This is a genomic window from Dietzia sp. SLG310A2-38A2 (assembly GCF_014145095.1).
Lineage (GTDB): Bacteria > Actinomycetota > Actinomycetes > Mycobacteriales > Mycobacteriaceae > Dietzia.
The window spans coordinates 1-11,146 of record NZ_JAALDX010000292.1; the positions used below are offsets into that span (position 1 = coordinate 1).

Below are 11,146 nucleotides of genomic sequence, written 5' to 3' on the forward strand. Positions count from 1 at the left end.
GGGCAGCCCCGGCTCGACCGCCGGATCCGCGAAGTCCAGGCCGAACCCGCACGCGAGTTCGCGGGCCAGGCCACGCGCCGACAGGCAGTACCCGCGGTCCGGGGTGACGTTGAGTTCGATGACGGTGTCCGGTCCCGCCGCCCCGGCGTCGAGAACCGGCCCGGCCGGGTCGCCGGGCTCCGCCGTGCCCTCGGCCAGGACGATGATGCCACCGTGGTCGGATCCGATCCCCAGCTCGGACGCCGAGCAGATCATGCCCTCACTGGGCTTGCCGTACGTCTTCCGCCTGCCGATCTCGAACCCGCCGGGCAGCACGGTCCCGGGCAGCGCGACCACCACCAGGTCGCCCTCGGAGAAGTTCCGGGCCCCGCAGACGATCTGCTGCGGCTCGTCGGCGCCCACGTCGACCAGACAGAACCGGATCGGCTTCTTAAATCCCTCGAGCTCCTCGATACTGCTGACCCGACCGATGGTGAGCGGTCCCGAGATCTCGGGCAGCTGCTCCGGCTCGCCCTCGACCTCCAGGCCGACGCGCACGAACCCCGCGTCGAGCTCGGCCGGGGTCACCGACCAACCGTCGTTGGCCCGCTGCAGGATCTCGGTCAGCCAGGACTGCGCAATTCGCACTGTGGGGGTCCTTAGTCTTCTCGGGTGGAAGGGGGCGGTGGGTCAGGCGCGGATGCCGAAGGGCAGCGAGAACCGCACGTCCCCCTCGACCATGTCCCGCATGTCGGACAGTCCGTTGCGGAACTGCAGGGTGCGCTCGAGGCCCATGCCGAACGCGAACCCCGAGTAGACCTCCGGGTCGATACCGCAGGCGGTGAGCACGTTGGGGTGGACCATCCCGCAACCGCCCCACTCGACCCAGCCCGCGCCACCCTTCTTCCGCGGGAACCACACGTCGACCTCGGCCGAGGGCTCCGTGAAGGGGAAGTAGTTGGGCCGCATCCGGGTACGGGTCTCCGGGCCGAAGAGCGCGCGGGCGAAAGCGTCGAGCGCGCCGCGCAGGTGCGCCATGGTCAGCCCCTTGTCGATCGCCAACCCCTCGACCTGGTGGAACACCGGAGTGTGGGTGGCGTCGAGCTCGTCCGTGCGGAACGTCCGTCCGGGGCAGGCGACGTAGATCGGGGGTTCCCGGTCGAGCATCGTCCGGATCTGCACGGGCGAGGTGTGGGTACGCAGCACCTGGCGGCTGCCCTCGGGCGCGATGTGGAAGGTGTCCTGCAGGGTGCGCGCGGGGTGGTCCGGGAGGAAGTTCAGGGCGTCGAAGTTGTAATGCTCCGCCTCGACCTCCGGGCCCTCGGTGATCTCCCAGCCCATGGCCACGAACACGTCCGTGACCTGCTCCGTGATGATCGTGATGGGGTGCTGGGCGCCCACGGGCGCCCGACCCGACGGCACGGTCAGGTCGAGGGTCTCGGCCACCAGGACGGCGGCGTCTCGCTCTGCCTGCAGCTCGGCCAGGCGGGAGTCGTAGGCCTGCTGAACCCTCCCCCGCGCCACGTTGACGGCCTTACCGGCGGAGGCCTTCTGCTCCTTGGGCAACGACCCGAGGGTCCGGCGGCCCAGCGCGATCGGGCTGCGGTCGCCCAGGTGGGCGGTCTTGGCGACGGCCAGGGCGTCCAGGTCCGTTGCGGCGGCGAACGCCGTCTCGGCCTCCGCCGCGTACCGCGCCAGCGACTCCTCGTCGATCCGCACCTCGACAGCGCTCGTGTCTTCGCTCACCTGTGCTCTCGTCCTCCCCGTCACGGCGATCTCCGGCGACCGCCGGCGGCATCCCGCAACAGACTAGTCGATCCGAATCGGTCCCCCCGGCCCACCTGCGTGTGCCCCCTCGACGCGAGGGACCACGCGCTAGCGCACCTCGTCGACGGCGCCGGAGTCCACCAGCAGCTCCCGGGTGACCCGGAAACCCTGGCGCATCCGCCGGTCGTGGGTCACCAGCAGGACCGTGCCGTTGAAGGCCTCCACGGCCTGCTCGAGCTGTTCGATCGCGGGGAGGTCCAGATGGTTGGTCGGCTCGTCCAACACGAGCAGGTTGACGCCGCGCTGCTGGAGCAGGGCCAACGCCGCCCGGGTCCGCTCCCCCGGGGACAGGGACGCGCACGACCGGGCGACATGCTCACCGCCCAGGCCGAACTTGGCCAGCACCGTCCGCCCCTCGGTGGGGTCCAGTCCCTCGGGGTCCGCGGCCACGCAGAACGTGTCCAACAATGGACCCGGGCCACCGAACTCCGCGCGGGCCTGGTCCACTCGCCCCGCCGCGACGCCGGCTCCCGGGCTCACCCGCCCGGTATCCGGAAGTCGATCGCCCGCGAGAAGGCCCAGCAGCGTGGACTTGCCGGAACCGTTGGCACCGGAGATCAGCACCCGGTCCCCCGAGTCGATCTGCAGGGTCACCGGACCGAGCGCGAAGTCACCGCGACGAACGACGGCCTCGGACAGCACCGCCACGACCGACCCCGATCGGGGCGCGGTCGCGATCTCCATCTGCAGCTCCCACTCCTTGCGCGGCTCCTCCACCACGTCGAGCCGCTCCATCGCACGCTCGGTCTGGGAGATCTTGGCGGCCTGCTTCTCCGACCGCTGACCGGCCCGGTTGCGGATGTGCTTGTCCTTCTCGGCATCCTTGCCGCCCGACTTGCGCATGGTGTTGCGCACGCCCTTGTCGAGCCACGTCTTCTGTGTCTGCATGCGGTCCTTGAGCTGACCGACCCGGCCGGCGTACTCCTCGTACGCCTCTCGCGCGCGCTGCCGCGCCAGCGCGCGTTCGGCGAGGTACGACTCGTATCCACCGTCGAACACCGTGATCTGCCGCTGTGCCGAGTCGAGCTCGACGATCCCGGTCACACACCTGGCCAGGAACTCGCGGTCGTGGCTGACCACCACCATCGGACGCCGCTCGGTCCGCATGAAGTTCTCCAACACCGCGAGCCCCGCCAGGTCGAGGTCGTTGGTCGGCTCGTCCAACAGCAGGACCTCGTACTGGCTGAGCAGCACGGCGGCGAGGTTGACGCGGGCGGCCTGCCCTCCCGAGAGTGCCGCCATCGGCAGGTCCAGAACGGCGCCGTCCAGCCCGAGCCGCGCGGCGGTCACCGGGATCCGCTCGTCCAGGTCTCCACCGCCGAGCGCCAACCATCTCTCGAGGGCGTCGCCGTAGGCGTCGGAAGCCGAGTCCGAGTCCGCCATCTGCTGGGCGAGTGCGTCCATGTGCGCCTGCGCCTCGGCGACCCCGGTGACGCGGTGCAGGAAGTCGCGCACCTCCTCGTCGTCGTGACGACTCACCTCCTGACGGAGGAGCCCCACCGTCGCGTGCGGTGGACTGACGGTGACCGTGCCCGTCATCTCGGCGTCGGGCTCGCCGGCGAGGGCGTGGAGCAGTGTCGATTTGCCGGCGCCGTTGGGACCGGTGAGCCCCCAGACGTCACCCTCTGCGACGACGAGGTCGAGCCCGGCGAAGAGGGTCCGCGCACCCCGTGAGGCCCCCAGTGCTCGGGCGGTGAGGGCGGCGGTCACGAGGCGGCGGCCTGCAGGCGCGCGCTGGTGTGGAGGCAGATCGAGGCCGCGGTGACGATGTTCAGGCTCTCGGCCCTCCCGCGGAGGGGGATGCGGACCCGGAGGTCGGCAGCTGCGGCCAGCTCGTCGGGGACACCGTGGGCCTCGTTGCCGAAGACCCACGCGGTCGGCCGGGCCAGCGCGTCGTCGGCGTGCTCGATGTCCACGTCCCCGTCGCCGGTGGCCACCGCTACCTGGAGGCCCAGCCCGTGGGCTCGCTCGACCAGGTCCGTCTCGGTCACGCCCCGCACCACGGAGAGGTGGAAGAGGCTGCCCGCCGAGGCGCGGACGGCCTTGGTGTTCTCCGGATCCACCCCGCCTTCGGTGAGCCATACCGCGTCGGCGCCGAGTGCGTCCGAGACGCGGATGAGCGTTCCGACGTTCCCGGGTTCGGCCAGCGCCTGGCCCACCGCGACGAGCCGCGGAGCACGCTCGTCGGGCTCACCGGGGTCGTGCACGACCGACCGGCACAGTGCCACGATGCCCGTGGGCGAGACGGTGTCCGACAGCGCCCTGACCGCGCGGTCGGTCACCACGGAGACGGTGACGCCGGACGCTGACGCCGTGGTCACGAGGGCGGCGAAACGGTCGAGCGAGTCCTGGCCGCAGAACACCTCGACCGCCGCGCCAGTCGTGAGGGCCGCCTCGACCGAATTGGCCCCCTCCGCGAGGAAGCGCCCGGCCTTACGCCGGGCGGCCGCGCGGTGGAGCTTGGATGCGGAAACGACCCGCGGTGTCCGTTCGGTGAACGGATCCGCGGGTCGTCCCGTGCCCTCCTCGGGCAGAGTGCTGTGCGTCACATTCGCAGACGTCAGGCGGCCGGCGCGTTGATGTCGGCCGGCAGGGCCTTGCGCGCGACCTCGATGAGCGCCGTGAAGGCGGCCGGGTCGGTGACGGCCAGGTCGGCGAGCACCTTGCGGTCCACCTCGACGCCCGCGAGCTTGAGGCCCTGGACGAAGCGGTTGTAGGTCATGTCGTTGGCGCGGGCCGCCGCGTTGATGCGGGTGATCCACAGCTTCCGGAAGTCGCCCTTGCGCGCGCGACGGTCACGGTAGCTGTAGGTCATCGAGTGGAGCATCTGCTCCTTGGCCTTGCGGTACAGCCTCGAGCGCTGCCCGCGGTAGCCCTTGGTGGACTCGAGTACGGTCCTACGCTTCTTCTGGGCGTTGACTGCCCTCTTCACGCGTGCCACTGGTCAATCCTCACTGATCTGGGTGGTCACCTCACGGCGACCGGAAGTTCTACGTATGGGAGAGGGCTCAGAGCCCGAGGAGCCGCTTGATGCGGGGAACGTCAGCCGGGGCGACGTCCGTACGACCGTCGAGACGACGGGTGCGCTTGGTGGGCTTCTTCTCCATGATGTGGCGGCGGTTGGCCTGCTGGCGCACGAGCTTGCCCGTTCCGGTCTTCCGGAAACGCTTGGCGGTGCCCTTGTGGGTCTTCATCTTCGGCATGATCGGTCTTCCTCACATGGTTCGTCCCGGAGACCGGCGGGGTCTCGGGTGAGCGGACGACATGCGTCCGTTGGTCGGTGTGGTTCCGGAGTCCTACTCCGAGGCGGGGTCGGTGACCTTCGACTCCTGCGCCTTGACGCGGGTCTTGGCGCCCTTGTGGGGGGCCACGACCATGGTCATGTTGCGGCCGTCCTGCTTGGCACTGGTCTCGACGTAGCCGTATTCGGTGATGTCGTCCGCCAGGCGCTGGAGCAACCGGTACCCGAGCTCGGGGCGGGACTGCTCGCGACCGCGGAACATGATCGTCACCTTGACCTTGGAGCCCTTCTCGAGGAAACGGACGACGTTCCCCTTCTTGGTCTCGTAGTCATGGGTGTCGATCTTGGGCCGGAGCTTCTGCTCCTTGACCACGGTCTGCTGCTGGTTCTTCCGCGACTCGCGCTCTTTCTGCGCCGCCTCGTATTTGAACTTTCCGTAGTCCATGATCTTGCAGACCGGCGGGCGCGCGGTGGGCGCGACCTCGACGAGGTCCAGATCGGCCTCGAGGGCCAGACGAAGTGCATCCTCGACGCGAACGATCCCCACCTGCTCGCCCCCGGGGCCGACGAGTCGGACTTCGGGGACACGGATTCGTTCGTTGATACGTGCTTCGGCGCTGATGGGCCCTCCTCGGTAGATGGTGTTCTGCCCGCGACCACTGGCGCGGTCGCGCATCCGCCCTCGAGGTACCCCCGGCGCCACCGGACACACCGGTGAAACCGAGAAGGCCCCACGGCACGGATACCGGGGGCCTCTCACTCCTCACCCGTCGACGAGAAATCACCTGCGATACGCTCGCAGGCCCCTCGTCGGGGGTGGTGACCATCAAACTACCTGGGGCGTCGGATGGTGGGAGATCGGGCTCCTCTTGGACGTCGGAACCCACCACGTAGCGGATTCCCACAGTCGGTGCAGAACTCTACCAGGCTCACCGGGGACCCCCAAACCGGTCCGACCGCCCGGAGTCGACCGGCCCGTGGGACAGTGTTCGGCATGAACACCGACCACCCCGCGTCCACTGATCCCGCCGCCGACGGGGCCGCCGAGAATTCTCTCGGGGACCATCTCGACGCCCGCGAGGTCGAGATCGTCGAACTCGCCGACGTCCCTGCCCAGGAGATCATCTTCCGCTCGATCGTCGTGCTCATGAGCGCCGCGGCGGAGAAGCTGGGGCTGTCCGACGACGACCCGACCGCGAGCCCGCGCCTCGACCTCGACGAGTCGCGCAAGCTGATCACATCCCTCGCGGGTCTCGTGACCGGCTCCGCCGAATACCTCGGGCCGCAGGCCAGCGTCGTGCGGGACGGCCTTCAGGGGTTGCAGCGCGCGTTCCGCGAGGCCAGCGCGTTTCCCGACGAGCCCGGTGAGGGTCCCGGCGAGAAGTTCACCGGACCCGTCTACTGACCCCGTAAGACCCGACGCCCGGGCTTCGCGACGCGACGGTCGCACGCGCCCCGGCGCCGGGTCAGCGCAGGGCCCGCGCCTTACGTGCCGCCTTGGCCGCGGTCTTGTCCGCCGCAGCCTTCTTCGCGGGCGCCTTCTTCGCGGGCGCCTTGCTCGCCGCCCTGTTCGCGGGAGTCTTACTCGCGCCCGCCTTCTTCGCGGGCACACTATCGGCCGACGCTCCCCCGGCCCGGATTCCCTCCGGGGAGCCCGCCTGCGCTGCAGGGAGGACCTGCGCGAGGAAGCGACCGGTGTGACTCTCCGGCACCGTTGCCACCTGCTCGGGTGTGCCCTCGGCCACGACGACGCCACCACCGGCACCGCCCTCGGGGCCCATGTCGATCACCCAGTCGGCGCTCTTGATCACGTCCAGGTTGTGTTCGATCACGATGACGGTGTTGCCCTTGTCGACCAGCCCCTGGATCACCAGGAGGAGCTTGGTGATGTCCTCGAAGTGCAGACCCGTGGTGGGCTCGTCGAGGATGTAGACAGTCCGTCCACTCGATCGCTTCTGCAGCTCGGCCGCGAGCTTGACCCGCTGCGCCTCACCGCCGGACAGCGTCGGCGCCGACTGACCCAACCGCACATATCCCAGGCCGACCTGCGAGAGGGTCTTGAGGTACCGGTGGATCGAGGTGATCGGCTCGAAGAACTCGCACGCCTCCTCGATGGGCATGTCGAGCACCTCGGCGATGGTCTTGCCCTTGTAGTGCACCTCGAGGGTCTCGCGGTTGTACCGCGCGCCGTGACACACCTCGCAGGGAACATAGACGTCCGGTAGGAAGTTCATCTCGATCTTGAGCGTGCCGTCCCCCTGGCACGCCTCACAGCGCCCGCCCTTGACGTTGAACGAGAACCGCCCCTGTTTGTATCCCCGGACCTTGGCCTCGGTTGTCGCCGCGAACAACGTCCGGATCTTGTCGAACACCCCGGTGTACGTGGCCGGGTTGGACCGCGGGGTGCGGCCGATCGGTGACTGGTCCACCTGGACCAGCTTGTCGAACGACTCCACCCCGTCGATGCGCGAGTGCCGTCCGGGAACCTGGCGCGCCCGGTTGAGCTGGTTGGCCAGCGAGGTGGCGAGGATGTCGTTGACGAGGGTGGACTTGCCCGAGCCCGAGACGCCGGTGACGGCGCACAGCACACCGCCCGGGAACACCACGTCGACGTTCTTGAGGTTGTTCTCGCGTGCCCCGCGCACGTGGAGGACCTTCTCCGGGTTCAGTCCACGCCGCGTGTCGGGGACCGCGATCGACCGCCGGCCCGCCAGGTAGTCACCCGTGAGCGACTCCTCACTGGCCAGCAGCCCCTCGTAGTCTCCGGAGTGCACCACCCGTCCGCCGTGCTCGCCCGCCAAGGGGCCGATGTCCACGATCCAGTCCGCCGCGCGGATGGTGTCCTCGTCGTGTTCCACCACGAGGAGCGTGTTTCCCAGGTCCCTCAGCCGGACGAGAGTGTCGATCAGGCGACGGTTGTCCCGCTGGTGCAGACCGATGGACGGTTCGTCGAGCACGTAGAGCACGCCGGCGAGGCCGGACCCGATCTGGGTGGCCAACCTGATGCGCTGGGCCTCGCCACCGGACAGACTGCCCGCCACCCGGTCCAGGGACAGGTAGTCCAGTCCCACGTCGAGAAGGAACCCCATCCGGGCCTGGATCTCCTTGAGGACCCGACCGGCGATCATCGCCTGGCGGGAGTCCAGTTCGAGGCCGTCCAGGAACTCCGCGCAGTCCGCGACCGACATCCGGGAGATGTCCGCGATCGACCGATCACGCCCGCCGGGGCCCGTCATCGTGACGGCGAGGATCTCCGGCTTGAGTCGGGTCCCCTCACAGGCGGGGCACGGCACCTCGCGCATGTACCCCTGGTAGCGCTCCTTCTGCGACTCCGATTCCGTCTGCTCCAGCCGGCGCTTGAGGAACGACATGACCCCTTCGAACTTGGCGTCGTACGTGCGGACGCGGCCGTAGCGGTTCTTATACCGCACCCGGACCTTCGTCGAGGCTCCTCCGAGCACTGCCTTGCGCACCTTGGCGGGGAGGTCCTGCCAGGGGGTGCGCAGGTCGAAGCCCATGTCGTCGGCCAGTCCCGAGAGCAGCTGCTGGAAGTAGTCGGCACTCTGGCCGCCGGACCACGGGGCGATCGCGCCGTCCGCCAACGACCGCTCGGGGTCGGGTATCACCAGGTCGGGGTCCACCTCGAGGTGTGAGCCGAGTCCGTCACAGACCGGGCAGGCGCCGTAGGGAGAGTTGAAGGAGAACGCGCGCGGTTCCAGGTCGTCCAACCCGATCGGGTGGCCGTTGGGGCAGGCCATGTGCTCGGAGAACCGGCGACGCCGGCCGGGGTCCGCCTCGTCGATGTCCACGTAGTCGATCACGATGACGCCGTCCGCCAGTCCCAACGCGGTCTCGACGGAATCGGTGAGCCGCTGTCGCGAGGACGGCTTGGCGGCGAGGCGGTCCACGACCACCTCGATGTCGTGCTTCTCCTGCTTCTTGAGGGTGGGCGGCTCCGCGAGGGTGTGGAGTTCGCCGTCGACCCGCACGCGGTTGTACCCGTCGGCCGCGAGCTGGGCGAACAGGTCGACGAACTCGCCCTTGCGGGTACGCACGACCGGCGCGAGCACCTGGAACCTGGCGCCCTCCTCCCCCTCGAGGATCTGGTCGACGATCTGCTGCGGGGTCTGACGCGAGATCACCTCTCCGCACGTCGGACAGTGCGGGACACCCGCACGCGCGTAGAGCAGACGCAGGTAGTCGTAGACCTCCGTGATGGTGCCGACGGTCGACCGCGGGTTCCGGTTGGTGGACTTCTGGTCGATCGACACCGCCGGGGAGAGTCCCTCGATGAAGTCGACGTCCGGCTTGTCCATCTGACCGAGGAACATGCGCGCGTAGGAAGAGAGGGATTCGACGTACCGACGCTGCCCCTCGGCGAAGATGGTGTCGAAGGCCAACGAGGACTTGCCGGAGCCCGACAAGCCCGTGAAGACGATCAGGGACTCGCGCGGGACGTCGATGTCCACGCCCTTGAGGTTGTGTTCCCGTGCGCCGCGGACGACCAGACGGTCCACCATGGGTACTCCTTCCGAGGGGGATGCCGCCACGGACCCGTGGCGGTGGCCGTGCGCGCCGCATGGCCGCCGTCCCGCAGACGAAGGTACCAACGAACACCGACACGCTTACCACCACGAACCGCCGTCGCCGCCAGTAGCCTGCAAATATGTCGAATCCCACCGAGTCCGTTCCCGAGCACATCACCCTCACCGAGGGTTACTCAGGCCGCCTGGGTGGCCGCCTGACCGGTGAGCGCTGGACCGTCGGCCCGGCCCGGTTGTCCAAGATCTCCGTCGGCGAGATGGACAACAACGTCTACGTGATCGAGTCCGTCGCGACGGGCGAGGCACTCCTCGTCGACGCCGCGAACGACGCCCCCCAGCTCATCGCGCACCTGCAGGCGCAGGCCCCCGGGGTGAGAGAGGTGGTCACGACCCACCTGCACGCCGACCACTGGATCGGTCTCGCGGAGACCGTCGAGGCCCTCGGCCTCACCACCATCGCCTCCCCCGGTGATGCCGGGGACATCCACGTACCGACGGACCACCACGTCTCGCACGGCGACGAACTCGTCGTGGGGGATCTGCGCCTCGGGGTGATCGGTCTGCGGGGCCACACCCCGGACGGCATCGGGCTCCTGCTCCGCACCGAGGAGGGGACCCACCTGTTCCCCGGGGACTCCCTCTTCCCCGGCGGGCCGGGGAAGACCGGCACGCAGGATCAGTTCGCCACCCTCATGGACGACCTCGAGGCCCGGGTGTTCGCGGTGCTCGACGACGACGTGGTGGTCCATCCCGGGCACGGGGACGACACCACGCTCGGGGACGAGCGACCGAACCTCGGGCAGTGGCGGGAGCGCGGCTGGTGACGCCCGACGGCACCGACCGACCGGCCGATCAGAATCGTTATCTGGCCCCCGTCACAGCTGATCGTCCCAGCGCATCACGCAGGTCCGTAGGGTCCGCGTCGGGGGACGATCCTCCGACCGGAGGCGCATGGCCGGGGTTTTCACTAGGTTCGACCACGCATCCCAATTCCCAGGAGGAACGATGATCCGACGACTCGCACGACCCATGCTCGCCACGGTGTTCGTCATCGACGGCGTGGAGACGCTACGCAATCCGCAGGCCCATGTCGCCAAGGCGGCCCCGCTCGTGGACAAGGCCGCACCCCTGGTGGAGAAGGGCGAGCAGGCCGTCAACGAGCACGTCACGTCCTCGGTGCCACCGGTCACCAAGGACACCGAGACCCTGGTCAAGGCACTCGCGGGTGTGAAGGTCGGTGCCGGTGTGCTGTTCGCACTCGGCAAGGCCCCCCGCCTGTCGGCCCTCGCGCTCACGGCCTCGCACCTGCCCACGACCGTCACCCGCAACGACTTCTGGGCGGAGTCCGACCCCGCCGCCAAGAGCCGCAAGACCACCGGGCTAGCAACCGACGTCGCCCTGCTCGGTGCGCTTCTGCTCGCCTCGGTCGATACAGCCGGCCAGCCGGGTCTGACGTGGCGCGCCCGCAAGGCCGGGGACAAGGTCTCGGCCAGGTTGCCCGGCGCGAAGGCCGAGTCCGTCGCCGCCGGCGCCGCCATCGCGGGGGTCGCCCACA

Annotated in this window: 10 protein-coding genes and 1 pseudogene; 3 read left to right on the forward strand and 8 right to left on the reverse strand. The window is 69.4% G+C overall.

The genetic code is table 11. From position 1 onward, the window contains the following. The 7 genes and pseudogenes from G6027_RS10920 to infC all read right to left on the reverse strand — a co-directional run. Window positions 1–627: pseudogene (locus G6027_RS10920) on the reverse strand (phenylalanine--tRNA ligase subunit beta); the annotation flags it as partial. Between the two features lie 42 nt (window positions 628–669). After that, entirely contained in the window at window positions 670–1,725 is a 1,056-nt protein-coding gene (gene pheS, locus G6027_RS10925) for a phenylalanine--tRNA ligase subunit alpha (RefSeq protein ID WP_182637204.1), read from the reverse strand. Window positions 1,726–1,854: 129 nt separating this feature from the next. Beyond that, window positions 1,855–3,516 (reverse strand): ATP-binding cassette domain-containing protein, encoded by a 1,662-nt coding sequence (locus G6027_RS10930; protein WP_182637205.1) that lies wholly within the window; start codon window positions 3,514–3,516, stop codon window positions 1,855–1,857. Beyond that, a complete protein-coding gene (locus tag G6027_RS10935; RefSeq protein ID WP_182637206.1) occupies window positions 3,513–4,355 on the reverse strand; it encodes an RNA methyltransferase in 843 nt (280 codons plus the stop codon). The genes G6027_RS10930 and G6027_RS10935 overlap by 4 nt, the downstream gene beginning before the upstream one ends. 11 nt (window positions 4,356–4,366) lie before the next feature. Then, the gene (gene rplT, locus G6027_RS10940) at window positions 4,367–4,747 is read right to left on the reverse strand and encodes a 50S ribosomal protein L20 (protein WP_182637207.1); all 381 of its coding nucleotides are present in this window, start codon (window positions 4,745–4,747) and stop codon (window positions 4,367–4,369) included. Window positions 4,748–4,814: 67 nt separating this feature from the next. Further along, window positions 4,815–5,009, reverse strand: a complete 195-nt coding sequence (gene rpmI, locus G6027_RS10945; RefSeq protein ID WP_007630819.1) for a 50S ribosomal protein L35 — start codon at window positions 5,007–5,009, stop codon at window positions 4,815–4,817. A gap of 93 nt (window positions 5,010–5,102) precedes the next feature. Continuing rightward, on the reverse strand, window positions 5,103–5,723 hold the full coding sequence (infC, locus tag G6027_RS10950; protein ID WP_182637208.1) for a translation initiation factor IF-3: 621 nt from the start codon (window positions 5,721–5,723) through the stop codon (window positions 5,103–5,105). Between the two features lie 318 nt (window positions 5,724–6,041). Here infC and G6027_RS10955 point away from each other — a divergent pair, with 318 nt between their 5' ends. After that, a complete protein-coding gene (locus G6027_RS10955) occupies window positions 6,042–6,452 on the forward strand; it encodes a DUF1844 domain-containing protein (protein ID WP_182637209.1) in 411 nt (136 codons plus the stop codon). Window positions 6,453–6,513: 61 nt separating this feature from the next. Here the strand turns inward: G6027_RS10955 and uvrA are convergent, their stop codons facing one another. Beyond that, the gene (gene uvrA / locus G6027_RS10960) at window positions 6,514–9,567 is read right to left on the reverse strand and encodes an excinuclease ABC subunit UvrA (protein ID WP_182637210.1); all 3,054 of its coding nucleotides are present in this window, start codon (window positions 9,565–9,567) and stop codon (window positions 6,514–6,516) included. Between the two features lie 146 nt (window positions 9,568–9,713). Here uvrA and G6027_RS10965 point away from each other — a divergent pair, with 146 nt between their 5' ends. After that, the gene (locus tag G6027_RS10965; RefSeq protein ID WP_182637211.1) at window positions 9,714–10,415 is read left to right on the forward strand and encodes an MBL fold metallo-hydrolase; all 702 of its coding nucleotides are present in this window, start codon (window positions 9,714–9,716) and stop codon (window positions 10,413–10,415) included. A 181-nt stretch (window positions 10,416–10,596) separates the two neighbouring features. After that, on the forward strand, window positions 10,597–11,146 hold a 550-nt coding region (locus G6027_RS10970; protein ID WP_182637212.1), incomplete at its 3' end, for a DoxX family membrane protein.